Origin of the sequence: Acinetobacter sp. AR2-3 (genome assembly GCF_001878775.1) — a bacterium.
GTDB lineage: Bacteria > Pseudomonadota > Gammaproteobacteria > Pseudomonadales > Moraxellaceae > Acinetobacter > Acinetobacter lwoffii_D.
In genome coordinates this window covers 53,011-77,931 of record NZ_MJIQ01000034.1, presented here as the reverse complement: position 1 = coordinate 77,931, position 24,921 = coordinate 53,011, and the positions used below count along the sequence as shown (strand labels likewise).

The 24,921-nt window shown below is 44.4% G+C and carries 21 protein-coding genes and 2 tRNA genes; 9 read left to right on the top strand and 14 right to left on the bottom strand.

Annotated features, from left to right (window positions below; genetic code table 11):
• The 3 genes from BFN00_RS05195 to BFN00_RS05185 all read left to right on the top strand — a co-directional run.
• Positions 1–222 (top strand): transposase (locus BFN00_RS05195; protein ID WP_213032100.1); only part of this gene is annotated, 222 nt, incomplete at its 5' end.
• 130 nt (positions 223–352) lie between these two features.
• Positions 353–1,279 (top strand): tRNA 2-thiocytidine(32) synthetase TtcA, encoded by a 927-nt coding sequence (ttcA, locus tag BFN00_RS05190; protein WP_004280538.1) that lies wholly within the window; start codon positions 353–355, stop codon positions 1,277–1,279.
• 206 nt (positions 1,280–1,485) lie between these two features.
• Positions 1,486–1,872, top strand: a complete 387-nt coding sequence (locus tag BFN00_RS05185; RefSeq protein WP_004280536.1) for an SCP2 sterol-binding domain-containing protein — start codon at positions 1,486–1,488, stop codon at positions 1,870–1,872.
• A gap of 93 nt (positions 1,873–1,965) precedes the next feature.
• Here the strand turns inward: BFN00_RS05185 and BFN00_RS05180 are convergent, their stop codons facing one another.
• Positions 1,966–3,081, bottom strand: a complete 1,116-nt coding sequence (locus tag BFN00_RS05180; protein ID WP_004280534.1) for an MltF family protein — start codon at positions 3,079–3,081, stop codon at positions 1,966–1,968.
• Between the two features lie 361 nt (positions 3,082–3,442).
• Between BFN00_RS05180 and greB the strand changes: the two genes are divergently transcribed.
• The 5 genes from greB to epmA all read left to right on the top strand — a co-directional run bounded on the left by greB (position 3,443) and on the right by epmA (position 6,698).
• A complete protein-coding gene (gene greB, locus BFN00_RS05175) occupies positions 3,443–3,937 on the top strand; it encodes a transcription elongation factor GreB (protein ID WP_005103930.1) in 495 nt (164 codons plus the stop codon).
• 88 nt (positions 3,938–4,025) lie between these two features.
• Positions 4,026–4,115, top strand: a tRNA-Ser gene (locus BFN00_RS05170).
• A gap of 273 nt (positions 4,116–4,388) precedes the next feature.
• Positions 4,389–4,478, top strand: a tRNA-Ser gene (locus tag BFN00_RS05165).
• A gap of 181 nt (positions 4,479–4,659) precedes the next feature.
• On the top strand, positions 4,660–5,727 hold the full coding sequence (locus BFN00_RS05160; RefSeq protein WP_071850660.1) for a 4-phosphoerythronate dehydrogenase: 1,068 nt from the start codon (positions 4,660–4,662) through the stop codon (positions 5,725–5,727).
• Positions 5,724–6,698: an EF-P lysine aminoacylase EpmA gene (gene epmA, locus BFN00_RS05155; protein ID WP_071850659.1), complete on the top strand. Its 975-nt coding sequence runs from the start codon at positions 5,724–5,726 to the stop codon at positions 6,696–6,698. The genes BFN00_RS05160 and epmA overlap by 4 nt, the downstream gene beginning before the upstream one ends.
• Positions 6,699–6,782: 84 nt before the next feature.
• Here the strand turns inward: epmA and BFN00_RS05150 are convergent, their stop codons facing one another.
• The 12 genes from BFN00_RS05150 to radA form a co-directional block, all read right to left on the bottom strand.
• Complete coding sequence (locus BFN00_RS05150; RefSeq protein WP_071850658.1) at positions 6,783–8,018, bottom strand: multifunctional CCA addition/repair protein; 1,236 nt, start codon at positions 8,016–8,018, stop codon at positions 6,783–6,785.
• Positions 8,019–8,112: 94 nt separating this feature from the next.
• Entirely contained in the window at positions 8,113–10,392 is a 2,280-nt protein-coding gene (locus tag BFN00_RS05145) for an NADP-dependent malic enzyme (RefSeq protein ID WP_071850657.1), read from the bottom strand.
• A 140-nt stretch (positions 10,393–10,532) separates the two neighbouring features.
• Complete coding sequence (locus BFN00_RS05140) at positions 10,533–13,409, bottom strand: putative bifunctional diguanylate cyclase/phosphodiesterase (RefSeq protein WP_071850656.1); 2,877 nt, start codon at positions 13,407–13,409, stop codon at positions 10,533–10,535.
• A gap of 178 nt (positions 13,410–13,587) precedes the next feature.
• Positions 13,588–14,298, bottom strand: coding sequence for a 16S rRNA (uracil(1498)-N(3))-methyltransferase (locus BFN00_RS05135; RefSeq protein ID WP_071850655.1), 711 nt, complete (start codon positions 14,296–14,298; stop codon positions 13,588–13,590).
• 37 nt (positions 14,299–14,335) lie between these two features.
• The gene (gene metF, locus BFN00_RS05130; protein ID WP_005265840.1) at positions 14,336–15,172 is read right to left on the bottom strand and encodes a methylenetetrahydrofolate reductase [NAD(P)H]; all 837 of its coding nucleotides are present in this window, start codon (positions 15,170–15,172) and stop codon (positions 14,336–14,338) included.
• 145 nt (positions 15,173–15,317) lie between these two features.
• Positions 15,318–16,700 carry an adenosylhomocysteinase gene (ahcY, locus tag BFN00_RS05125; RefSeq protein ID WP_071850654.1) on the bottom strand — a complete coding sequence of 461 codons (1,383 nt, stop codon included), beginning with the start codon at positions 16,698–16,700 and terminating at the stop codon, positions 15,318–15,320.
• A gap of 382 nt (positions 16,701–17,082) precedes the next feature.
• Positions 17,083–17,607 (bottom strand): tetratricopeptide repeat protein, encoded by a 525-nt coding sequence (locus BFN00_RS05120; protein ID WP_071850653.1) that lies wholly within the window; start codon positions 17,605–17,607, stop codon positions 17,083–17,085.
• A gap of 98 nt (positions 17,608–17,705) precedes the next feature.
• Positions 17,706–18,044: a DUF3325 domain-containing protein gene (locus tag BFN00_RS05115; protein WP_071850652.1), complete on the bottom strand. Its 339-nt coding sequence runs from the start codon at positions 18,042–18,044 to the stop codon at positions 17,706–17,708.
• On the bottom strand, positions 18,041–19,774 hold the full coding sequence (locus tag BFN00_RS05110) for a PepSY-associated TM helix domain-containing protein (RefSeq protein WP_071850651.1): 1,734 nt from the start codon (positions 19,772–19,774) through the stop codon (positions 18,041–18,043). The genes BFN00_RS05115 and BFN00_RS05110 overlap by 4 nt, the downstream gene beginning before the upstream one ends.
• A 1-nt stretch (position 19,775) precedes the next feature.
• Entirely contained in the window at positions 19,776–20,129 is a 354-nt protein-coding gene (locus BFN00_RS05105) for a hypothetical protein (protein ID WP_438938539.1), read from the bottom strand.
• A gap of 228 nt (positions 20,130–20,357) precedes the next feature.
• The gene (locus BFN00_RS05100; protein WP_071850649.1) at positions 20,358–21,362 is read right to left on the bottom strand and encodes a Tim44 domain-containing protein; all 1,005 of its coding nucleotides are present in this window, start codon (positions 21,360–21,362) and stop codon (positions 20,358–20,360) included.
• Between the two features lie 118 nt (positions 21,363–21,480).
• Positions 21,481–22,872 (bottom strand): DNA repair protein RadA, encoded by a 1,392-nt coding sequence (radA, locus tag BFN00_RS05095; RefSeq protein ID WP_004731817.1) that lies wholly within the window; start codon positions 22,870–22,872, stop codon positions 21,481–21,483.
• Between the two features lie 174 nt (positions 22,873–23,046).
• On the opposite strand from radA, the gene BFN00_RS05090 reads away from it, so the two are divergent.
• Positions 23,047–23,451: a hypothetical protein gene (locus BFN00_RS05090; protein WP_071850648.1), complete on the top strand. Its 405-nt coding sequence runs from the start codon at positions 23,047–23,049 to the stop codon at positions 23,449–23,451.
• Between the two features lie 96 nt (positions 23,452–23,547).
• Here BFN00_RS05090 and BFN00_RS05085 read toward each other — a convergent pair whose 3' ends face one another.
• A complete protein-coding gene (locus BFN00_RS05085) occupies positions 23,548–24,894 on the bottom strand; it encodes an alanine/glycine:cation symporter family protein (RefSeq protein WP_071850647.1) in 1,347 nt (448 codons plus the stop codon).
• Positions 24,895–24,921 lie beyond the last annotated feature (27 nt).

The following is a 24,921-nucleotide window of genomic DNA, read 5'->3' as shown; positions in this document are numbered from 1 at the left end:
GATCCAATCCATAAGATCAAGGGTCAGATCGTGATGCCATCCAAAAGTAACGCGATTGATCAGCGTGATTATGACCAACATCTTTATAAAGCAAGACATCTGATCGAGAACTTCTTCGCCAAGCTCAAGCAGTATCGAGGTATTGCTACGCGCTATGATAAATTGGCTCAAAACTTCCTGTCAGCAATCTACCTTGCTTCAATCATGATATGGCTTAATTGATGACACGCCCTAAATAAAACATGAAAATGAAACTAATAAGACATTTTCATGAAAATAAATTCTTTTGATGCGATAGCGGTCTGAATCGGCTAAAATTGCGCGGTATTTTTTTTATGGGTTAATCTCGTCTATGTACTCGCCAGTTGAGTCCGAACAAGGATTTAATTTCAAACCTGAACTGCCAACAAGCTCAGCCTACTACCGTTTGTTGAAGAAGCTTCGCCGCCAGGTCGGACATGCCATTCGTGACTTCAAGATGATTGAAGAAGGCGATAAGGTCATGGTGTGTATTTCTGGTGGTAAAGACAGTTATACCCTGTTGGATATCCTGCTACAGTTCAAGCGCATCGCACCGATCAATTTCGATGTAGTGGCTGTGAATCTGGACCAGAAACAGCCAGGCTTCCCGGAAGATGTATTACCGCGTTATTTAGAAGAAAATAACATTCCGTATTACATTTTGGAAAAAGACACCTACAGCATCACCAAAAAGTTGACGCCTGAAGGTAAAACCTACTGTGCAGTCTGTTCGCGTTTGCGTCGTGGTTCTTTATACGGTTTTGCGCAGGAAATTGGTGCGACCAAGGTTGCCTTAGGCCATCATCGTGATGATATCCTGGCGACTTTCTTCCTGAACCTGTTCCATGGCGGCAGCTTGAAAGCTATGCCACCAAAACTGTTGTCTTCAGACAAAAAGAACATTCTGATTCGTCCACTGGCCTATGTGGAAGAAAAAGACATCATTAAATATGCAGAAATGCGTCAATTTCCAATTATTCCATGTAATTTATGTGGCTCTCAGGACAACCTGCAGCGCGCAATTATCAATGACATGTTACGTGATTGGGATAAAGCACATCCAAAACGTCTGCACAGCATTTTTGGCGCATTGCAAAATGTTTCGCCATCACAGTTAGTCGATCGTGAATTATTTGATTTTGAAGTTCTGGATAGCCAGCGTGAATTCGACTTCAAAGGTGGTGATTCAACTGAAGAAGCGGTGGAAGGCGAGAACCGCCGGATCAATATGGTTAATCTGGGCTTTGCTGCAGACTAATTTTAGAACGTGTAGACATCAGCCCGCGGGTTGATGTCTGCTTATAAACATAAATAAAAATAGAACTACAAAAATTGAACGGCGCGTACAAAATTCGTTAGCCTTTGCGCTAATGATCATGATATAACAAAGCACAAGCATAATAGCTTCAACATGATGTCGTCTGGATAGTCGACACAAATGAACAAATAATTTGAGGAAAGATCATGCCTGCTTTTTTAACTGATGATTGGTTTTCAACTGTAGAAACTCTAACTGCGCAAGCTGGCGATTTGAATTTGCCACCAGCTTTGGCGAACCTTGCGATTAATTTGGTTGTAGCGGACACTACAGGTAATACTGAACTATCTTTAGATGGTGGGGCAATCAAGAAAGGTTTGTCTTCAAATGCCAAAACCACGCTGAATATGGATGGCGAAACTCTACGTAAAGTTTTCCTGGAATTTGATATGGCTGCTGCGATGCAGGCCTTCATGACCGGCAAAATCAAAGTACAGGGTGATATGTCACAATTGATGGCACTTCAAACTGCAAAGCCAAGTCAGGAACAAAAAGATTTGTTCAAGAAAGTGCTTGAAAATACTACGGCTTAATTCTGCTAAGACATTAGCCTGAATAAAGACGAAAAAAGCTTACCCTGAGGTAAGCTTTTTTTATGTCATTTTGATTAATGCTAAGGTTTTAGCTTAGATATTCACCAATTGTGGTGTGGTCTTGATATGTTCCAAATAAGCACGAATGCGGGTCACATATTGTACCGCTTGACGGTAGCGACCATTATTGGCTTTATTCTGATCCAGATAGGCATATAAGTTCACCCAGTTATTCGGGTTCTTGCCTTGCGACTGAATGCGCTTTTGCAACTGATTCACTGCACCTGGGCCCATATTATAAGCTACCAGTGCAAACCAGTTCCGATCTGGAAAAGGAATATGATCATAGCGACTAAGCATTTGATCATAATACTTGGCACCACCCTGAATGCTTTGAGCAGGATCGGTACGGTTACTCACGCCCATGGCTTTTGCTGTACTGTTGGTCAGCATCATCAAACCACGCACACCCGTCGGAGAAACTGAATTCGGTTTCAGATAAGATTCCTGATAACCAATGGCCGCCAGTAAATGCCAATCCAGGTCATACTGCTGCGCTGTCTGTTTAAAACTCGCTTCATAGATCGGCAGACGGTTGTTCAAATCACGTTGAATGGTGGTCCAAGATTCCTCTTTCACGACATTCTGATTATAAAATGAAGCAAGCTGCTTGATGGCACCACTTTGTTTGCCTTTGCAGACAAAAGCACTGGCCGTCTGGCTCAAAGGATCTGTAGCAGATTTAAACACCAGATTTAAATTGGTATTCAAGCCATTACTCGACAGAATCGATTCATCGCCACAAGTGGCTGAGAATGACGTCAAACGCTTATTTTCAATGGTGCGTATATCGGTAGTCGTCATAGCCAGATTGGCTTTACCCTGAGCAACCCATTGTAGGGCAGTCTGATTATCAGGAACGATTTTAAAATCGAGCTTTACATTCAGATTGTTGGCATAGTTACGAACCAGATCATAACCGAAGCCATGTAGATGTTGTCCATCCTGGAATACGGTAGTCGGATTTTCAACCGCAACCACGGTCAACTTATTGCTATTGACCACATGATCAAACTGAAGTGTGGTCTTACTTGCATTGATACTGTGTAGGGGAATAAATGCAGTGCTCAGTACAAGTGCTTTCAAAGGGAGAGAAGAAATTACAGATCTTAGGCAAAGCCTCGACCCAGTGGATGAACTACTGTGCATGTTGTCTCCGCTACAAGTAATTTATGCCCTAAAAATCACAGCCAACAAAGCCAGAAATTTTAACAGTTTGATAAATTCAATAAGGGTTGGGCAGTCATGACGTCATTCAAAATGACAAGAGATTTAAAGATAATTATGTAGAAAAACTACATAGATTAAAAAGTAAGCATTTCCGGAAGTTGCTGGCATATTAATGATCTAAAAAACGATTGTCAAATTTTGTACACAAATTATTTTTAAAATAATTTTAAGATACTGAAATATAAAGTTAATTTTTTTGGAATTTTGCCATTGTGTTAAAATGGTAAATAAAATAAGCTGTTTGTAAGTTAAAACACTGAAAATATGATCAGCAAGACGTATGAAATCCAACTTAATCACCCGTGCTGGACACGATAAATTGGTGGCAGAACTTAAGAATCTCTGGCATGAAGAGCGTCCTGAAATTACCAAAAAAGTGAACTGGGCAGCCAGTCTCGGCGACCGTTCTGAAAACGCAGACTACCAATATAACAAGCAAATTTTGCGTAAAATTGATCGACGGGTCAGGTATCTCGGCAAGCGCCTCGAAGAACTGAAAATCATCGATTTTTCCCCGGAGCAGGAGGGTAAGGTTTATTTTGGTGCTTGGGTAGAAATTGAAAACGAAGAAGGCGAACAAAAAACTTTACGCATTGTTGGTGTAGATGAAATTTATGATCATCATCCGCAACATATTTCGATCAGTTCACCGATGGCACGCGCGTTATTAGGCAAGCAGGTCGATGATGAGGCCGAGGTATTGACCCCCTCCGGCAAGAAACTTTGGTTCATCAACTCAATTCGTTATGAAAAGCCAGAAAATTCAGCAGATTAATGTAATTGATTTTATTTTGTGCAGTTGATGCAGTGAAAGCATAAAAATATTTGCCAAGCATGATTTTTGTTTATATCATGTCGGCCATGGAAGCGTGGCAGAGCGGTTTAATGCACCGGTCTTGAAAACCGACGAGGGTGTGAGTCCTCCGTGAGTTCGAATCTCACCGCTTCCGCCAAATTTTAAAAACCCAGTCAATTTGACTGGGTTTTTTTATGTCTGAATATTTTTTCAGTTGTTGATCCGCTTGATGCTGAATGTGGTTATTTCTCTCATTATTCTCTACTGAGTTAAATACAACTCAAGATCATTTCAAGATTCAAATCTTTGAATGAAAATGCCCAGGTTGGCTTTGATTTCGGATGATTTTTAGCTGAATAAGCCGCTTTTTATAGAAGTTTCGCTAAATTTTATTGCCAAAAATCTAATTTATTTATATGATGGCGGCCAAGGAAGCGTGGCAGAGCGGTTTAATGCACCGGTCTTGAAAACCGACGAGGGTGTGAGTCCTCCGTGAGTTCGAATCTCACCGCTTCCGCCAAATTTTTAAAACCCCAGTCGAAAGATTGGGGTTTTGCTTTTTGAGGCTGTATAGGTTGAATGTTCAATTCCTCAGTCCTGAACTCAAGGCATAAAATCTTGAAAAATGGACGTATCGGCCAAATATAGAGTCAGAGGCGCCAACGCGCTATCATACGCCCAAGCATCATATGGATCTCATTATGAAAATTGTCGCAGATGAAAATCTGGCATTTACCGATTATTTCTTTTCCGAATTTGGTGATATTCAACATTGTGCAGGGCGAACCTTAAGCGCAGATGATGTCAAAGATGCCGATAGCTTGCTGGTACGTTCAGTGACTCAGGTCAATGAAGTACTGCTACAGAATAGTTCGATCAAATTTGTGGGCAGTGCCACCATTGGTACAGATCATTTGGATATTGCTGCATTAGAACAACATGGGATTCAGTGGAGTAATGCAGCCGGCTGTAATGCGCAAGCAGTGGCTGAATATGTCATTACCGCATTATTGCAGGTACGTCCTGAATTACTCGATGCCAATACGACATTTACCCTGGGTATTGTCGGTTTGGGTAATGTCGGAACCCGACTGGCCTACATGGCGAAGATCTTGGGTTGGCGTGTGCTCGGTTGCGATCCTTTTGTGCAAAGAGAGCAGATTAATCAAGTTGAATTTCATGAATTGCTGCAGCAGGCGGATGCAATTTCGATTCATGTCCCTTTAACCATAACAGGCGCATATCCAACCTATCATTTATTTAATGCTGCTGCGTTGGCAAAAATGCAGCCTGACCCAATCCTGATTAATTCAGCACGTGGGCCAGTCATTGAAGAGGCCGCGCTAATCCAGGATATACAGGCGACACACCGAACCGTGATTTTGGATGTCTTTGAACACGAACCGCTGATTTCAGCAGAACTTCTGGATCTAGTAACCTTGGTGACTCCGCATATTGCCGGTTATAGCTTGGAAGGCAAAGCGCGCGGTACTCAGATGATTTATGAGGCTTTTTGTCAAACTTTCGGTTTTGCAGCCAGTAAACAGTTTGAAACCCAGCTGCCTGTCTGTGAGCAGTTTTTTCATGGGCAGAATTTAAAAATGGCATTGCAACAGCATTTATCCCAAATTTATGACATTGCTCGTGATGATGCCAATCTACGCGCCTGTCTCAAAGAAGGCAAAATCGATCAGCAGGCATTTGATCATTTACGTAAAACTTATCCGCTGCGTCGTGAGTGGGCAGCTCATGGTGGGCCGAAGGCATGACGATGACTTATCACCCCACTTGTGACCTTCAAGCCATGCACGCGCGTGCAACCTTATATCGTCAAATCCGCCAGTATTTCGCTGAGCGGGATGTATTAGAGGTTGAAACACCGATTTTGTCTCAAGCTGGTGTGACCGATGTGCATTTAGCCTCGGTACAGGCACAGCGCCATGTGCTGGGTAAACTGAATACGCATTATTTGCAGACCTCACCCGAATTTGCTATGAAGCGCTTATTGGCCAGTGGTAGTGGACCCATTTACCAAATCTGTAAGGTCTTCCGCAATGATGAGCATGGACGCAAGCACAATAGCGAATTCACCATGCTGGAATGGTATCGCCCGGGATTTAGCTTAAAAGATCTGATGTTTGAAGTATCGGATTTGCTGAATGTGACTTTGAAAGCACGTTTTGGCGAAGTCCGTCCGACCATTCTGAGCTATAAACATGCTTTCATGGATCGTCTGGATCTCAATCCACTTCAAGCCACTTTACAGGAACTGAAAGATTGCTGCCGCCGCGTTGGACTCAATCTGGATTTAGGCGAGGATCGTCTCGGTTATATCGACCTGTTATTTTCACATATGGTTGAACCGAGTCTGGGTTTTGATACTGCAGTATTCCTGACTGATTTCCCCCCTGAAATGGCATCACTGGCCAAAACCCGAACCGATGAAGATGGTGAACTGGTCGCCGCACGTTTTGAACTGTATATCGAAGGTTTAGAATTGGCCAATGCCTATGATGAGCTGATTGATGCCGACGTATTGCGTTCGCGCTTTGAGGCGGATAATGCAGAACGGGCCAAGCTGGGCTTGCATGTCATGCCCATCGATGAGTATTTACTGGCGGCTTTACCGAATATGCCGGAATGTTCTGGAATTGCCCTTGGAATTGACCGTTTGTTGATGATTGCAACCAATCAAATGAAACTGGAGCAGGTGATTACTTTTCCGGCAGATATTTCCTGATGATGCGGATTCAATATTTCTTAATTCCTTTTTTGATAAAGAGAAATTAAGCTATAAAAAAAGCACCCGAGGGTGCTTTTTTTATTATTCAATTGCTACGGTTTGTTGTGCTTTGAGTTCACCGAGTGCCTGAATCCGTCGTTCAATCAGCATTTCGCCAATATCCGGTCCCTGAATGTCGGCAGGCAGGTCTTGTGCCTTGATGGCACGTACGGTCTGCATGGCATCAAGGACATATTGTGCTTGTGGATAGACACGATCTTCCAGACCCAAACGGCCACGTGAATCACATTCACACGCCTGAACGAAAGCTTCGACACGTTCAGGACGACGTAACACATCCAGACGTTGCAATAATCGCCATAAGGTTCCCGGCTTAAGATTAAAGGCCTGATGGCATTTTAGATGCTCTTTGCACACTGCTAAAGCCAGCTGCTTGGTATACGTCGGCACTTTTAAGCGGTCACATAGTTCATTCACTGGCTTGATGCCTCGCTCTTCATGCATGATATGTCGCGGTAATTCTTCAACTGGCGTCAAAGCTTTTCCTAAGTCATGCACTAAAACGGCAAAACGTACATCCAGACTATAATTTTGACGACACGCCTGCTGCAAGGACATCATGGTATGAATGCCACAGTCAATTTCCGGATGATATTCAGGGCGCTGTGGAATGCCATATAAGGCGTCAATCTCAGGGAAGAGTACCTTTAAAGCACCACATTGACGTAATACTTCAAAATACACATCAGCATGACGTTCGGATAAAGCACGGGAAGTCTCTTTCCAGACGCGTTCCGGTGTCAATGCATTTAATTCACCGGATTCAGTCAAGCGTTGCATTAATGCCAAGGTTTCATCGGCAATCACAAAGCCTGCACTCGTATAACGGGCAGCAAAACGGGCAATCCGCAGTACCCGTAATGGATCTTCGACAAAGGCATCGGAAACATGACGTAGAATCCGGTTTTCCAGATCCTGTTGACCGCCATAAGGATCATAAACCTGGCCGGCATCATCCATGGCCATAGCATTAATGGTCAGATCGCGACGAATCAGATCTTGCTCCAGTGTAACGCTGACATCGGTATGAAACTCAAAACCATGATAACCGGCGCCAGATTTACGTTCGGTACGCGCCAGTGCATATTCTTCTTTTGTTTGGGGATGTAGAAAAACAGGAAAATCTTTGCCTACGGGCTGATAGCCTAAGTCAAGCATTTGCGCGGGAGTTGCACCAACGACCACATAATCTTTTTCGTGATAGGGGTGTCCGAGCAAATGATCTCGAACTGCGCCGCCTACTAAATAAACTTGCATGAAAAAACCTCTATTCTTACAAGCATCATGCTACAGAATAGAGGTTTTCTCAAGTTAAGAAACGAGGCTGATGCGTCGTTATCTTGTCATTGGCTTAAAGTGCATCTTGTTCTGCTTGCTGGATTTCTGCAACAGTCAGTGCAGTCATGTTGATCACACGGCGCGTGGTCGCAGTCGGCGTCAAAATGTGGACAGGTTTCGCAGCACCCAACAGAATTGGACCAATCGTTACGTTGTTGCCTGAAGTTGCTTTTAACAGGTTAAACGAGATATTGGCTGCATCCAGATTCGGCATGATCAGCAAGTTTGCAGAGCCTTTGAAACGTGAATTCGGGAATGCAAACTGACGAATGTTCTCATCCAGTGCAGCATCACCGTGCATTTCACCTTCAACTTCCAGCTCAGGCGCGATTTCAGACAGGATGTCATATACCTTACGCATTTTTTGCGCGCTGGCATCATGCTGGTCTGAACCGAAGCTTGAATGAGAAAGCAGGGCAATACGTGGTGTCATACCGAAACGGCGGACTTCTTCAGCCGCCAGAATGGTCATTTCAGCCAGCTGTTCAGCCGTTGGATTAGTATTGACATAGGTATCGGCAATGAACAGGTTGCGGTCTTCAAGCATCAAGGCATTCAGGGTAAAGAAGGTGTTATGACCATCTTTCTTGCCAATGATGTTGCTGACAAAGTCCAGATGAATGTCGTAGCTTGAATACGTACCACACAGCATACCGTCTGCCATACCATGTTTCACAAGCATCGCTGCGATTAGGGTCGAGCGGCGACGTGCTTCACGCTGTGCATATTCAGGCGTTACACCCTTGCGCTGCATGATGTTGTAGTAATCGTCTGCAAACATTTCGTAGTTCGGGTTCTTTTCCTGATCGACAATCGTGATATTCACGCCATCTTCAAGACGTAGACCCAATTTTTTGATGTTGGCTTCAATTACAACTGGGCGACCCACCAGAATTGGAATTGCCAGACCATCATCTACCGCAATTTGAACTGCGCGAAGTACACGCAGGTCTTCACCTTCCGCATAAGCAATACGTTTAGGATCAGATTTGGCTTGTTCGAAAATCGGTTTCATCATGAATGCAGAGTTGTAGACAAACTCAGACAAACGTTGACGATAATGTGAGAAATCTTTGATTGGGCGCGTCGCGACACCAGAATCCATGGCTGCTTGTGCAACAGCAGGTGCGATTTCTAGAATCAAACGTTGATCCAGTGGTCCCGGAATCAGGTATTCACGGCCAAATGATGCAGATTTTTCACCATAAGTCGCCGCATCAGCTTCAACGTGTGCCATACGCGCGATCGCGTGGACACAGGCAATTTTCATTTCTTCGTTAATGGTGGTTGCACCAACGTCCAATGCACCACGGAAGATGTACGGGAAGCACAGTGCGTTATTCACCTGGTTCGGATAGTCAGAACGGCCAGTTGCCATGATCACGTCATCACGTACTTCATGCGCATGTTCAGGCAGAATTTCTGGATCCGGGTTTGCCAAGGCAAAGATGATCGGATCTTCAGCCATGACCTTGACCATTTCTTTGGTCAAAATGCCCGCAGCAGAAAGACCGAGGAACATGTCTGCACCCGCAATCACGTCACCGAGCTGAGTAGCTTCGATGTCTTGTACATAGGCTTTCTTGGATTCATCCAGGCCTTCACGATGCGTAGTCAGCAGACCGCGTGAATCGGCAACGATGATGTTCTCTTTTTTAGCACCCAGAGCGCAAAGCAGATTCAAACAAGACAGTGCAGCAGCACCCGCGCCTGAAGCCACAATCTTGATGTCTTCAATTTTTTTGCCGTTGATTTGTAACGCATTGAGGAGCGCAGAACCGACAATGATCGAAGTACCGTGCTGATCATCATGGAATACCGGGATATTCATGCGTTCACGCAATTTTTGCTCGATATAGAAACACTCTGGCGCCTTGATATCTTCAAGGTTAATCCCGCCGAAAGTCGGTTCTAATGCAGCGACAATATCCACAATTTTGTCTGGATCATTTTCAGCAATTTCGATATCGAATACATCAACGCCAGCAAATTTTTTGAATAATACGCCTTTACCTTCCATAACAGGTTTAGAAGCCAAAGGACCAATATTACCCAGGCCAAGCACGGCAGTACCATTGGTCACGACAGCAACCAGGTTACCACGAGCCGTATACAATGCAGCAGTTGAAGGGTCGCGTTCAATCTCAAGACATGGTGCAGCTACGCCAGGCGAGTAAGCAAGGGCCAAGTCACGTTGGTTGACCAATTGTTTGCTTGGTGTAACGCTGATTTTCCCCGGGGTAGGAAATTCGTGATAGTAAAGGGCCTGTTGCTTTAAAGATTGTTCGTCCATCAGTCTCTCGATCGTTGTAAAGATTACCCGGTCAGCGGGCAAAAAATTTATTTATGTTCCTGAATATACCATTTGTTGGCCAGTTCGGACAGACAAAGACGGCCGTTTTTCCAACAAACTTATTGTGCTCGGGTATGGACTTAGACTTGAGATATATAAGTCTGATGCGTCTTGTCTCGTACTAAATAAGCGGTTGCATCCTGCTCAGGAAGCGGTTTGGAAAATAAGTAACCCTGGGCAATATCACAGTCTAAATCACGTAGATATTCTAGCTGTTCTTCAGTCTCGATCCCTTCCGCGACCACGGTCATGCCCATGGCTTTACCCATGGCCACCATGGCGCTGACAATCGCTGCCTGCTTGTTTTCCCCAATCTTGCAAACAAAACTGCGATCAATTTTTAAGGTATCAATAGGGAAATCAGCAAGATAGGAGAGGGAGGAATAACCTGTACCAAAATCATCTAGGGCAATATGAATATGTCGCTGTTTAATCTCATTCAGCAGATTTTTAACCGCTTCCGAATTTTCGATTAAAGAAGATTCGGTAATTTCCAGTTCCAGACTGGCGCCAGAAATATGGTTGTCTGCAATGGCTTGGTCCAGATCATCAAGTAATTGACCACGACGCAATTGCTGCGCCACGATATTGACTGATACACAAATATGATTAAAGCCCAGATCATTCCATTGGCGAATCTGTTTAGCGGCCTGCTGGATCACCAGACGGCCAATGTCTGAAATCAGGCTGGTCTGTTCAGCTAACGGTATAAATAGGCCTGGTGCGATAATGCCTTTTTCTGGATGGTTCCAGCGAATCAGCGCTTCGAAGCCATAAATGCTTTGATCGCTGAAATTGATTTTTGGCTGATAATACACCACCAGTTCATTATTCTGGATTGCTTTGCGCAAATCACGTTCCAGGAAAACTCCTTTGTTCTGTAAAGCATTATTTTCACTGGAATAAAAATGAATGGTATTGCCGCCGAGATTTTTGGCTTCGTTCAATGCCTGTTCAGCGCAGTTATTTAAATAATCCAGCTGACGGCCATGATCCGGATAAAATGCTACTCCCATGGACAGGGTAATCACATGCTCCTGACCGTAAATATTAAATGGTCTGCTAAAGGCCTGAGCAATGCGTTCACAATGGTGCTGAACTGAAGGGCGAATATGCGAAATTTCATAGAGAATGGCAAAATCATCACCGTTTAGATGTGCCACAAATAGCGCTTCTGCATTGGTCATGCGCAGCCGCTGCGCCACCTGACGTAAAAGTTCATCACCACCGTTATTGGACAGGTATTCATTCAATGGCCGGAAACGGTCGATGTTAAGCCGAATCACCGCCATCTCTTTAATAGAGTCTTTTTGCGAAACCAGATATTGGTGCAGCTGATAGTTATAATAGAAGCGGTTCGGTAAATCGGTCAGCGTGTCGTAATTTTCCAGATAGGACAGGCGCTGTTCCTGTAATTTACGTTCAGTCAGATCTGAGACAATGCCAATATAATGGGTAATCCGGCCTTCATCATCAGTCACGGCATTAATATGCAGCCATAAAGTCGACTCTTTACCAGACAGAAATTTGGCATAAACCTCTCCATCATAAGAGCCAATCTTTTGAATCTGTTTGACAATATTGGCCTGAAAAGTACGTTGCTGGGATTTATTTTGCACCGCAATATCAAATAAGGATTTACCGATAATTTCGTCACGCTCAAAACCGCTCAGGTATTCGTAGTGAGGATTGACATCGATATAATCCAAATCAGGATTCAGAATGAAAATGCCTTCCGCAGCCTGTTCCAGTACACTGGCCACCAGCTTTAAACGTTCCTGAGACAGACGTTCCTGCTGGATATCACGACGGATGCCGACCATGCGCAAGGGTTTTTTATTTTTAGGATCACGACTGATCACCCGACCAATATCATGCACCCAACTCCAGCCACCTTCACTGAGCTTGATCCGGTAAGTGGCATCATAGCGTTTAATCTGGCCACGCAGATGTTGTTTCATATTGCGCTTAAAATAGTCCAGATCTTCGGGGTGAATCAGATACTGTAATTGCAAATGGTGGTCTTTGGAATCGCGCAGAATCTTTTCGTCTTTATGATTGGTTAAGGTGATGCTGCGCTCTTGAATATTCCAGTCCCATGGCCGAATACCGGCAATTTCATGTGCAAGTTTTAGATTCTGCTGCTGATTCTTCAGGTCATGATTGATCTGTTCAATATCATAGGTACGTTCCCGTACTTTTTGCTCCAGCAATTGGTTACTGAGCTGTAATTGCTGTTCAATATCTTTGGATTTATTGACTTCAGTTTTGAGTTGCTGGCACAGTTCATCAGTCCAATGCACTTGCTGTTCTGCATTTTTCACCAAAATATCATTTTCCGCATACAGACGTGAGGTGCGGCTGTGAATTCGATAACTACTTGTCGCGCACAGCAGAATCACTATGAGCGCAAAGTTTAAGGCCAGACCAAAAAAGGGATTGGAATGACCGACATGGTCAAGCTGCGACAGTAAAAAAGGGAATAAGGACGGCAAAAAGACCAGACAAAAATAGCTCAGTTTCTGGGTTAGGTAGGTTAAACCGAAAGCTTGGGTAACAATCAGCAACAAGGCAGACAAGGTCAGTGCTTCAATATCTTCAAATGCAGGATTGGCCTGTGGCAAATAATAATAAATCGTAAAAATACCTGCCGCGATACTGATGCCAACAGCCAGACTCTGTATCTGTAACCAGCGGTGTGCACTTTTCTGGTTATATTGTTCAGGTTTAAAATACAGCGTACTTACCAGCCAACACATGCTGACCAGAAATTCTGTCAGAATAAACCAGGTATTAAAATACGTATTAGACGGGCTATATTGAATGTGATAAATACAAAAAATATAAAGGCAGATCACCATTATACTGAGCAAAAAATAGCGACTATGACGAAGCGTGTTCGCAATCTGAGCATCATGTAAATGCTGCTGAATATAGTCGTCCTGATTATCAACCATGTGATTCAATGCCTGTATTCATCCTAAACGGTTTTCGTCCTTGTGCATTGTTATTATAAAAAACCCCAGGAAATGTGTGAAATCAATTAATAAGTATTTATTATTCTTTAGTCGAGATTAGATGTCTTAAAAATAAAAATCAACAAAATTAAAGACAAATTTTTACTCATCCGATGAACTAAAGCACATAATTCAAAATTGACAGGGCAACAACAGGAGCAGTTTCGGTACGCAGGACGCGCTCACCTATACACCAGTTGAGAAAACCTTTCTGGTTTGCGGCACTAATTTCTGCCTCACTCAGGCCACCTTCAGGGCCAATCAGCAGGGCAAGATCTAAGGTCGCCTCTGCCAGTACATCTGTTTCATCTTTATTGGGTGCTAAAACCAGTTTGGTGTTTGGCAATTCATTTTCTAGCCATTTTTCAAGTGAGATGGGCGCTAAAATCTTGGGTACAATGTTTAGACCACATTGTTCACAAGCGGCAATGGCAATACCTTGCCAGTGATCCAGTTTTTTCTGGTCACGATCATACTTTAAACGCATTTCACAACGATCTGAAGTCAGCAGCTGAATTTCGGAAACGCCCAGTTCGACTGCTTTTTGAATCGCATAATCCATACGGTCGCCTTTGCTCATCACCTGACCGAGCAAAGCCTGGAACTTAGGTGTGCGATTGGCAGGATTAAATGCATTGACTGAGACGGTGGCTGATTTTTTAGCAACCTCGGTTAAAGTCACGTCATATTCGCCACCCTGTCCATTGAACAGGGTCGCGCTTTCACCGACTTGTGCGCGTAAAACCTTTACCCAATGATGAAATACAGTTTCCGTAAGCTCAAGGCTGACATCAACAGTTAAATCAGCATCTATATAAAAACGTGGCATTGATCGTTCTACTCAAAAAGTCGGTGAAATAAAGGGCTTAAGCTAAACCAAGATCAGTGACCAGCTGACGGGTCGGGTCAGTGGTATTCATGGTATAGAAATGCAAGCTTGGTGCACCACCTGCAAGCAGACGCTCACAGAATTTAACCACAACTTCATGGCCAAAGGCTTTAATGCTGGCAGTATCGTCACCATAAGTTGCCAGTTGCTTACGAATCCAGCGTGGAATCTCGGCACCGGTACCATCAGCAAAACGAATCAGGTTGCTGGCATTGGTAATTGGCATGATGCCAGGGGCAACCGGAATATCGATTCCTGCTTTCTGGATCCGATCTACAAAATAGAAATAGGCATCTGGATTGAAGAAAAACTGGGTTAAAGCGGCATTGGCACCGGCCTGAACTTTTTCAACAAAGTGCTGAATGTCTTTGTCAAAGCTTTCTGCCTGTGGATGCATTTCCGGATAAGCTGCGACTTCAATTTTAAAATGATCGCCTGAATGTTCGCGGATAAAGCGAACCAGATCAGCTGCATAAGGTAATTCACCCAAACCCACTTGGCCTGAAGGCAAGTCACCACGCAGGGCAACAATACGGTTAATGCCTTGAGATTTGTACAGGTCTAGAAGTTCAGCAATACGTGCTTTGTCATCGCCAATACAAGACAAGTGAGGGGCGACAGGTGCACCTTTTCCATTAAAGTCATTGATGGTAGACAGGGTGCGTTCACGGGTCGAACCGCCAGCACCATAGGTCACAGAAAAGAATTCTGGATTTAAGAGTTGTAACTCTTGATGTACAACCTTGAGTTTTTCCGCGCCTACATCAGTTTTGGTTGGGAAGAATTCAAATGAAATTGGAATCTGTTTAGACATGTTCAAATCCTTTTTTATAAATACTTGTATTAATTCTTTACCCTCACCCTGACCCTCTCCCAAAGGGAGAGGGGGAAACCTCACGATTTATGAATCAGGGGGTAAGTCCTCTCCTTTCAGGAGAGGACTTAGGAGAGGTAAAAACTTAGTATTTATAAGCATCCGCTTTAAACGGACCTTCAACTTGAACGCCCAAGTAATCCGCTTGTTCTTGAGTCAATTGAGTCAAGACACCACCGAAACCAGCAACCATCGCAGCAGCAACCTCTTCATCTAATTTCTTAGGAAGAAGCTCTACACGAATTTGTGCAGCTTTTTCAGATTCTGGAAGATCAGCAAATTTCTCAGCGAACAAATGCATTTGACCCAATACCTGGTTGGCAAATGAACCATCCATAATACGTGATGGGTGACCAGTCGCATTACCCAGGTTCACCAAACGGCCTTCAGAAAGAAGGATCAGGTAATCATTTTCATTTTCTGAACGATACACTTGGTGTACTTGAGGTTTAACTTCAACCCACTTGTAACCACGTAGGTAAGCTGTATCAATTTCAGTATCGAAGTGACCGATGTTACATACAACAGCGCCCGCTTTTAATGAATCAAGCATTGCTGAATCACAAACGTGGTAGTTACCCGTAGTCGTTACGATCAGGTCAGTATTCTGAAGAAGGTCAACATTGATGTCTTCTTTCTTGCCAGTTTGCACACCATTTTTGTATGGAGATACAACTTCGTAACCGTCCATGCATGCTTGCATTGCACAAATTGGATCAACTTCAGTTACGCGTACAATCATGCCTTCTTGACGAAGGGATTGAGCAGAACCTTTACCTACGTCACCGTAACCGATTACCAGCGCACGACGGCCAGATAAAAGCATATCTGTACCACGTTTGATTGCATCATTTAGTGAGTGACGGCAACCGTATTTGTTGTCGTTTTTAGACTTGGTTACTGAATCATTTACGTTGATTGCAGGAACTTTTAAAGTGCCATCACGAAGCATTTCGTACAGACGTTGAACACCTGTCGTTGTTTCTTCAGTTACACCGTGAATTTTTGCAATCACTTCTGGGTATTTTTCGTGAACAAGTAGCGTTAAATCACCGCCATCGTCAAGAATCATGTTGGCATCCCAAGGTTTGCCATTTACATTGATTTGTTGTTCAAGACACCACATGTATTCTTCTTCAGTTTCGCCTTTCCAAGCAAATACAGGAATGCCCGCAGCAGCGATAGCAGCAGCAGCATGGTCTTGAGTAGAGAAGATGTTACATGAAGTCCAGCGAACTTCAGCGCCCAATTCAACCAGTGTTTCAATTAAAACGGCAGTTTGAATGGTCATGTGGATACAGCCGAGAATTTTCGCGCCTGCAAGTGGTTTTGCTGCTGAGTAGCGTTTACGCAGACCCATGAGGGCTGGCATTTCAGCTTCAGCAAGTTTAATTTCTTTACGGCCGTAATCAGCAAGTGAAATATCAGCAACTTTGTAATCTGTAAATGAAGCAGTAACCGCGTTCATCAGGATCTCCTAGGAAAAAATAGATTGGATCGTTCTGTTCGCGGATGCCGTTGTTGATCAGAACGAATGTCTGACCGATGGTCGAGCCTAGCGATTTTACATTTAGTGCCTGTAAAACGTCGCAGCATCCCTCGACTAGCGCCGTATTGTACTTGGATTCTATGAATGAGCCAAGTTGAAAAAAGATAATATTAATTGTTTTCTAAGCTTTGAGTTTTTAACTGATCAAAAGCCTGTCAGCCTGTAGGCATTAAAATCGAATATTTTCTATTTATTCTTTTTTTTTGATTCTCCCGCCTAACAGGGGAGTAAGCACGATATTTAATTTTATCGTCATTATTATGCGTTTAAAAAAGCCCATCATCTGAAGGGCTTCTTTTCTTTATTTAGTATCTTGCTCAGCAGCATCCGCTTTTTGGGTCCAGAATTCTGCTTGTTCCTCATCGCCCTCTACGCCTAAACCATTGGCATAAATAAAAGCAAGATCGCGCATGGCCTGAACTTCACCCCATTCCGCAGCCTGTTTGACTAAAGAAATCGATTTCTCTACATCTTTTTCAATTACATCACCGCGACGGTAGAAACCTGCCAGTTCTAAAGTCGCAGCAGGGTGCTTCTCAATATTGGCCTTGCTTAACCAGTAATAGGCTAACTCAAAGTGAGCTTTGGATTCTTCCGGATCTTCTTCTGCTAATTCTTTGGCATAAACGGTATAACCTTCACCTAACCAATACATTGCATCAACCAGTCCGCCGTTGGCAGCTTTCAATGCCCATTCTTCAGCCAGAATGATGTCATCATCATGCTCGCTTTGCATATACAGTTCAGCCAGTTCAAATTGCGCTTCAGCATTGCCCGCTAAGGCAAGATTAGTCAGGGCAGCAGAGGGAGAAACACGCTGGGTCATATCAACATCTCAAAAATATTGTGGGTAGACTAAAAGGTTTAAAGAAAAAAAGCCAATCCGAAGATCAGCTTTTAAAAAGGTAGTGATGAATCAATCAACTAGATCAAGCAAATAATCCCTGAGATCGAGGCTATGAACACACAGAACATTACGATCACTTTAATTCTACTTGCCAGATAACTCAGACTTAAACCCACGAACAATGCTGCCAAAGTCAGACTTCCCAGCCAGTAACTGATCATGTTGCTGATTGTGCCAGTGAGTAGGCAAAGGATAAGTGCCATAATCAAGATCACCCAGCCAATGATGGTGGCTAATCTGGTTTTGGAAGCATCTAACTCTTTAGCAAAGATCTGTTTTTGATGCTTGGACATAGATGCTGCAAGCACAAAGAAACCGAGGCTGGTTAAAGCCCAAATCAATAAGAAGAACATCATGCCTGATTTTCCTTGAGAGTAGCTTTGGCCTTTTTAAGCGGCAAACCGGTATGGTTTTTAACTTTCTTGAAAGCAAACCAGAACAGGATCGCAAGAACCCACATCGCCAGATCAAAAGAAGCAATCATCCACTGATCATGCAGGATGCTATTCCAGATCGCCTGACCACCCGTCAGGAAGTTCAGGATTGGCAACAATGCGAATGCCACAGTTGCAAGCATTAGAAGCTCTAGCCAGGCTTGTCGATTGCTACGAATTATGGCATACAGCAAAGTCAGCAACCAGACGATAAAGAAGCTACGAATTTCCCAGTTTAAACGCATTTCCATGTCTGCCGGAATAATACGATTGGCATAAAAGTAGGCAGCACAAGCAATAGGTAAACCAATAATGGCAGCGATATTGGTCACTTCCACAAGACGATAACCAAAAGATTTATAACCTTGTTTCTGTTGTTGCGGGGCACGTTTGACACACCATAGAATCAAACCGGTCGCAATCATCAAGGTGCCCACCACACCTGACATGAACAATAACCAGCGTAGAGCCAAGTCCACGCCACGTGCTTCATGCAATGTGGTGAATACATTATAAATACCATTTGCGACTGAAGGCGGTTTCAGTGTGGTTTGATCCGGCTTTAATTCACCTGTCACGCCATTGAAAGCAAGACTCGGATAAACACTACGATAAGCCACACTGACTCCATTTAAGGCACGAAGCTCAATTTCGGCTTTAGCGGTATTTGGCTGGATAATGTTAATTGTACCAACCGGATTATTTTTCCATTCTTTCTCGGCTGTTGCCAAGATCGGAGCCAGATCGGTTAACGCTGCAGGAGGTGCAGCTTGCATTTCATCACGAGAGCGGCGTCCTGCACCCCGTGCCGACATTTCACCACGCTCGCCACGATTTTCTCTCTCAGCTTGCGGTCGACGTTCTTTACTCTCACTATGGCTTTCACGGGATTCAGCCTGAATGCTGTTGTCCTGAATCAAGCTCTTGCGTTGATCTTGCAGAAATGCACCTCGATTTTCATAAATCTGGTTAACACCCCAAGGCATCAGGGTAAAGAGCAGCAGTAATAAGCCACTGAAGGTAATCATGATATGAAAGGGCAGGGCAAATACCGCAGTAGCATTATGCGCATCTAGCCAGGAACGCTGACCTTTGCCTGGACGGAAAGTGAAAAAGTCTTTGAAGATTTTTTTATGGGTAATTACACCGCTGATGATCGCTACCAGCATGAGCAGGGTCGCAATGCCGACAATCCAGCGTGCCCAGATTCTTGGCAAACCATACAATTCAAAATGAAAGCGGTATAGGAAGGAGCCACCACGTGTTTCACGCGCTTGCAAAACTTCACCCGTGGCGCTGTCAATCGTCACACGGGTACCGCCACGACGGGCACGCGGATCTTCGCCGGTACTACGAATAGTCAGGGTGGTGGTATTTTGGCGTGAGTTAGGAAGTTGGATCGCCCAGCTGCCAGCATCCGGATGATGCTGTTGCAGATAAGCTAATGCCACACGCGTCTGTTCGATCTGGGTCTTTTGCGGGACTGACTGATGAAATTCCGGTTTCATCCAGATGCTGATTTCATTCTGGAAAAAACTCAAGGTTCCAGTTAAAAATATCGCATATAAAAGCCATCCTAAAATCAGACTGGCCCAAGTATGCAACCACGACATCGACTGGCGTGGACCTTCCTGTTTTGCATCTACTCTCATTCTAATTTCCTAGGAATTTATAGGTGATATAGAGCAAAACACTGGGAATCACGATCCCGAGCGTGGCTTTCATGGTCTTGTTCACCATAAATACCCAGATAAAAGCTACAGTATTTAAGCTAAAACCAATCAGAGTGGCCGACATGGCTGCGCTGCTTCCAGCATTCATAAATAACTGGGCAATCACGATCGCGGTCAGCGAAGCAAGGATATAACCGCCGACACCCGCCAGAAGAAAGCGATATAAAATCATCCCACGATAAGCCAGCATATTTGCTTTGACTTTATTTTTGCTTGAGGGATTTGGTGCAGTAACTGTTCCAGTCGCTATGGCTTGCATATTCGGACTATTCATCATCGAAAATTCTGTCTTTAAACTTGTTAAGTGATTTTAATGCGAATGATAACAATTATTGTTTATATTTTAAATACGAAATATAAAAGTATTTATATGAAAAATAAAAAGAACTATTTTTTAACTTTAAAGAGGAGGGCAGTACGGGAAGTGTTGAACAAAATATAGAAGCTTTAAAAATAAAAACAGCGGCCCGAAAGCCGCTGTTTAAAAATAATTGATCGAGAATTAGTCTTGCTGAATACCTGCAACCACCCAGTCCTGATTTGAACCTGCTGGTTTAGTAAAGTGCCAGATTTCCGCAAATGGCTGTGGCAAGCTGTTCAAGTCTTCGCTGACCGTACCGGTGAAACGTACGCTGACAATATACTGGCCATTGTCTGTAGATGAGTCGACGACCATCGCATTCAGATTTGAAAACTCGGCAACATCCTGATCCTGATTGTTCATGATGTCGTTATACATTGACTGATAAAGATCAGGGGTCAAGTAACGCTGAATTTCAGAAATGTTGCTTGCTGTATTCATAGACTGAATATGGTTAAAACGCTGACGCGCTACACGCAAGAACGCTGCAGGTTCAGTACCATCCGGTAACTGGCTGCCACTTTGGGTATAAGCTGTACCAAAAGGCGCGTTATTTACTGGAGCAGAACCGAACGGAGCATTATTGCTTGACGTTTGATTACCCACGTTCTGGCCAAAAATATTGGTACTGTCACCACCGCGAGGTGTAGCCGGTGCTTGACCAAAAGGTGCTGTATTACCAGCACCGCTATTTGGTGCGTATGGGTTAGAAGCTACTTTTTTTTTTGCGCCCATTTTACGGAAAATGAAGAAGGCAACAGCAGCAGCAAGAAGGATCCAGATCCAGCCCGGAATACCACCTTTTTCCTCTTCTGCTTGAGCAGCCTGAGCTTCAGACGCTGCTACACTTTGATCATCCGCCAAGGCGTTGGCAGCAACTGCACCAATCGCAGCACCGGCTACACCCGCAGCAACCATACCGCCGACACCCGGACCAGATTTTTGCTGGGTTGCAGCACCGGCAACTGGCGCTTGTTGAGCAGGCGCAGCTTGACGAGGTTGTTGATAAGATTGAGTAGGCTGTGCAGAACGTTGCATGCCGTGACTTTTACCGCCACCGGCACGTTTTGCTTCAGCTGCAAAAGGCGCAACCAATAAAACTGCTGTCAAGATACCTGTGATCAAACCGCGCTGTCGAACTTCCATTCATTTTTCCTATGAGAATAAAACCTGTTTGTACAGTCTATTTATATAGGCTTTGTGTGGAATTTCAATCAAAAATCTGTATTTTTTTGCTCTTTATACCAAATAGGCCAGTTCATAGTTAGTTGAGTTCATCACTTAGCGCCATTGCCTCGCTCAAGGCTTCATGTAAACGCGCAACTGCAATAATTTGCACGCCTTCAATGGATTTTTGCGGTGCATTGCCGCGAGGGACAATAATGTATTTAAACCCATGCTTGATCGCTTCTTTTAGGCGTTCCTGGCCGTTCGGCACAGGACGAATCTCTCCAGACAGTCCGACTTCACCAAAAACCGCCAGCTGTTGCGGCAAGGCTTTGCCACGGATACTGGAAGCGCAGGCGAGAAGTACCGCCAGATCCGAACCGGTTTCGGTGATTTTCAAACCACCGACGATATTGACATAAACATCCTGGCCGGAGGTTTGCACACCGCCATGCCGATGCATGACTGCAAGGAGCATATTTAGACGGTTCTGATCCAAGCCAAGTGCTACACGTCTTGGTTGGCCATGTGCATCATCGACCAGCGCCTGAACCTCAACCAGAAGCGGGCGCGTACCTTCGCGGCTGATCATTACAATCGAACCGGGAATGGCTTCATCATAACGGCTTAAAAAGATGGCTGAAGGATTAGATACTTCGCGCAGACCTTTGTCGGTCATGCCGAACACACCGAGTTCATTGACCGCACCAAAACGGTTTTTAACCGCTCGGATCATTCGGTAACGTGAATCCGACTGGCCTTCAAAATACAGTACACAGTCGACCATATGTTCCAGTACACGTGGGCCGGCCAGGGCGCCCTCTTTGGTTACATGACCGACCAAGAATAAAGATGTGCCGCTATTTTTGGCAAAACGGGTCAGCAGGGCCGCTGATTCACGAATCTGTGAGACACCGCCCGGGGCAGATTGCAGGGTTTCGGTATACAGGGTTTGGATTGAATCCAGAATGGCTACTGCAGGACGTTGCTGTGCTAGTACTTCACAAATACGTTCGACGCAGGTTTCTGCCATGACTTTGAGCTGGTCAGTTGGCAGATCCAGACGCTGGGCACGTAAAGCCACCTGAGACAAGGATTCCTCACCGGTCACATACAGGGCCGGATTTTTGGCAGATGCCATGTGCGTGGCTGTTTGTAGCAAGATGGTGGATTTACCAATCCCGGGATCACCGCCGATCAGAACCACCGAACCGGTCACTAGTCCGCCACCCAAGACCCGATCAAATTCGCTAATACCCGTCGGCAGACGGGTTTCATGAGAGACTGAGACCTGATTTAAGGTAGTAATACTGGACGCCTGGCCTGCATATCCACCACCAATTTTTGGCTGGGCGCGATGTGTCACTGCCGGTGCAATGGTCACCTCAACCAGGCTGTTCCATTCCCCGCATTCAGAACACTGCCCCGACCATTTTGGATGATCGGCACCACATTGTTCACAACGATACACACTTTTTGCTTTAGCCATATTTGAAGATGAAGCGATTGAAATTGAGTGACAGCATAGCGGTGAATGCCATCGAAAACCAAGCCTTTCACCTGAAAAATCATGGTTTTTACGACAAGGTTTGTCGCTTTTATTTATGCTGATTTGAATACTGTGCGGTAACGCCGTCTATAATGCCTATCTTGTTATGCTGGAATGGAACAGATCTTGTCACAATTGCTGAAACATATTGATGCGATCGCACGTGAAAAAAACCGTGATGTGTTATTCGTGCATTTTGATCATTATGTACATCCAGATCGGGATGCAAACTCGGTTCGCCAGATGTTGATCGGCTGGCTAGAGCAACAGGGGATTGCCTATATGCCGTGTTTAGGTGTGGATCAAACCGTCCATAGTGAAATCTACCTAGGTGGTCTTTATCTGGATGTACCTTTTGATCTGCATCATAAAACCTATCAAAAACTGAGTGAGTATCTGGAAGATGAACAGGGCAATATGAAAATTAAAGGCATTCAGTTTTTTGTTTTATCTTTAGGACTGGCACTGGAGCTTGAATCTGAGTGGGACAAGCTGGCTTGTAGTGGTTTACGTTGCTAAATTTTCATGATGAAGAATGGAAAAGATGAAACAGAAAAAGCCACGATTAACGTGGCTTTTTACTATTTTGGCTTGAGTAGTTAAATAACTTGTCAATTAATAAAGTTCACCAGATTTACGTCTTGCAATGAAGTCTTTCGATTCTTTGGCAATGACCCCAGATAGCAATAATAATGCGATTAAGTTCGGCACCGCCATCAGGCCGTTAAAGGTATCGGCGAATAGCCAGACCAGATCCAGTGTTGCAATGCAGCCGATAAACACTGAGGCAATATAAATAATGCGATAGGGCAAAACGAATTTTTCGCCAAGTAAATAGCTGGTACATTTTTCGCCATAGTAGCTCCAGCCCAAAATGGTGGAATAAGCGAAGAAAATGATCCCGAAAGTCACCACCCAGCCGCCAATACCAGGTAGCAGCTTGTCGAATACACCGATGGTCAATACGGCACCGGTTTGATCTCCGAATGAATTACCGGCCATGATATAACCCATCACCAGAACAATACCGGTAATTGAACAGACAATAATAGTATCAATGAAGGTACCGGTCATAGACACCAGACCTTGACGGGCTGGATGATCGGTTTTTGCCGCTGCAGCAGCAATCGGCGCAGAACCCATGCCGGCTTCGTTTGAGAATACACCACGTGCCACACCATAACGAATCGCCGCACCAATTGCACCGCCCACTGCGGCTTCTCCAGTAAAGGCATAGGTGAAGATGATTTTAAGCGCAGGAACGACCAGTTCGAGATTATTAAAAATGATAATTAATCCCCCTGCCACATAGCCTATAGCCATAATAGGAACAATCAGTGACGCTGCTCTGGAAATCGATTTAATCCCGCCCAAAATCACCAGTGCCGAAAAGGCAGTAATAATAATACCTGTCATCCAGGTTTCGATGCCCAAGCTGTTTTGCACTGCCAATGCTACGGTATTGGACTGTACGGAGCTGCCGATCCCAAAAGAAGCCAGTGCCCCGAACAAGGCAAAAATCAGCGCCAGCCATTTCCATTTCAGACCCCGCTCGATGTAGTACATCGGACCACCGGACATTTCACCTTTCTCATTTTTCACTCGGTATTTGACTGCCAGAACACCTTCGCCATATTTGGTCGCCATACCAAACAGGGCAGTCATCCACATCCAGAACACCGCACCCGGACCACCGAGGACACAGGCAGTGGCTACGCCGGCAATATTACCGGTACCAATCGTGGCAGAGAGTGCGGTCATGAGTGAAGCGAATTGGGAAATATCACCTGAATGGTCAGGATGCTTGCCAAAGACCTGTTTAAAGGCTAGGGGCAACATGCGGAACTGCCAGAACAATAAACGGAAGGTAAGGAATATCCCGGTACCAACAATCAGTACCAGCATATAAGGGCCCCAGACCCAGCCGCTTAAAGTTTCCATTAAACTTTGTAAATTTTGCATAAAATTCTTCTTATTGATCCATGTCTG

What these genes read in the sequence shown, in the direction of transcription:
- BFN00_RS05115 (WP_071850652.1), bottom strand. Translation starts at nt 18,044, where the DNA reads ATGATGTTCTTCTTATTGATTTGGGCTTTAACCAGCCTCGGTTTCTTT.
- BFN00_RS05110 (WP_071850651.1), bottom strand. Translation starts at nt 19,774, where the DNA reads ATGAGAGTAGATGCAAAACAGGAAGGTCCACGCCAGTCGATGTCGTGG.
- BFN00_RS05150 (WP_071850658.1), bottom strand. Translation starts at nt 8,018, where the DNA reads ATGCAAGTTTATTTAGTAGGCGGCGCAGTTCGAGATCATTTGCTCGGA.
- BFN00_RS05135 (WP_071850655.1), bottom strand. Translation starts at nt 14,298, where the DNA reads ATGCCACGTTTTTATATAGATGCTGATTTAACTGTTGATGTCAGCCTT.
- BFN00_RS05120 (WP_071850653.1), bottom strand. Translation starts at nt 17,607, where the DNA reads ATGACCCAGCGTGTTTCTCCCTCTGCTGCCCTGACTAATCTTGCCTTA.
- greB (WP_005103930.1), top strand. Translation starts at nt 3,443, where the DNA reads ATGAAATCCAACTTAATCACCCGTGCTGGACACGATAAATTGGTGGCA.
- BFN00_RS05090 (WP_071850648.1), top strand. Translation starts at nt 23,047, where the DNA reads ATGGAACAGATCTTGTCACAATTGCTGAAACATATTGATGCGATCGCA.
- BFN00_RS05160 (WP_071850660.1), top strand. Translation starts at nt 4,660, where the DNA reads ATGAAAATTGTCGCAGATGAAAATCTGGCATTTACCGATTATTTCTTT.
- radA (WP_004731817.1), bottom strand. Translation starts at nt 22,872, where the DNA reads ATGGCTAAAGCAAAAAGTGTGTATCGTTGTGAACAATGTGGTGCCGAT.
- ttcA (WP_004280538.1), top strand. Translation starts at nt 353, where the DNA reads ATGTACTCGCCAGTTGAGTCCGAACAAGGATTTAATTTCAAACCTGAA.
- BFN00_RS05180 (WP_004280534.1), bottom strand. Translation starts at nt 3,081, where the DNA reads ATGCACAGTAGTTCATCCACTGGGTCGAGGCTTTGCCTAAGATCTGTA.
- BFN00_RS05140 (WP_071850656.1), bottom strand. Translation starts at nt 13,409, where the DNA reads ATGGTTGATAATCAGGACGACTATATTCAGCAGCATTTACATGATGCT.
- epmA (WP_071850659.1), top strand. Translation starts at nt 5,724, where the DNA reads ATGACGATGACTTATCACCCCACTTGTGACCTTCAAGCCATGCACGCG.
- ahcY (WP_071850654.1), bottom strand. Translation starts at nt 16,700, where the DNA reads ATGAACGCGGTTACTGCTTCATTTACAGATTACAAAGTTGCTGATATT.
- BFN00_RS05145 (WP_071850657.1), bottom strand. Translation starts at nt 10,392, where the DNA reads ATGGACGAACAATCTTTAAAGCAACAGGCCCTTTACTATCACGAATTT.
- metF (WP_005265840.1), bottom strand. Translation starts at nt 15,172, where the DNA reads ATGTCTAAACAGATTCCAATTTCATTTGAATTCTTCCCAACCAAAACT.
- BFN00_RS05105 (WP_438938539.1), bottom strand. Translation starts at nt 20,129, where the DNA reads ATGAATAGTCCGAATATGCAAGCCATAGCGACTGGAACAGTTACTGCA.
- BFN00_RS05100 (WP_071850649.1), bottom strand. Translation starts at nt 21,362, where the DNA reads ATGGAAGTTCGACAGCGCGGTTTGATCACAGGTATCTTGACAGCAGTT.
- BFN00_RS05185 (WP_004280536.1), top strand. Translation starts at nt 1,486, where the DNA reads ATGCCTGCTTTTTTAACTGATGATTGGTTTTCAACTGTAGAAACTCTA.
- BFN00_RS05085 (WP_071850647.1), bottom strand. Translation starts at nt 24,894, where the DNA reads ATGCAAAATTTACAAAGTTTAATGGAAACTTTAAGCGGCTGGGTCTGG.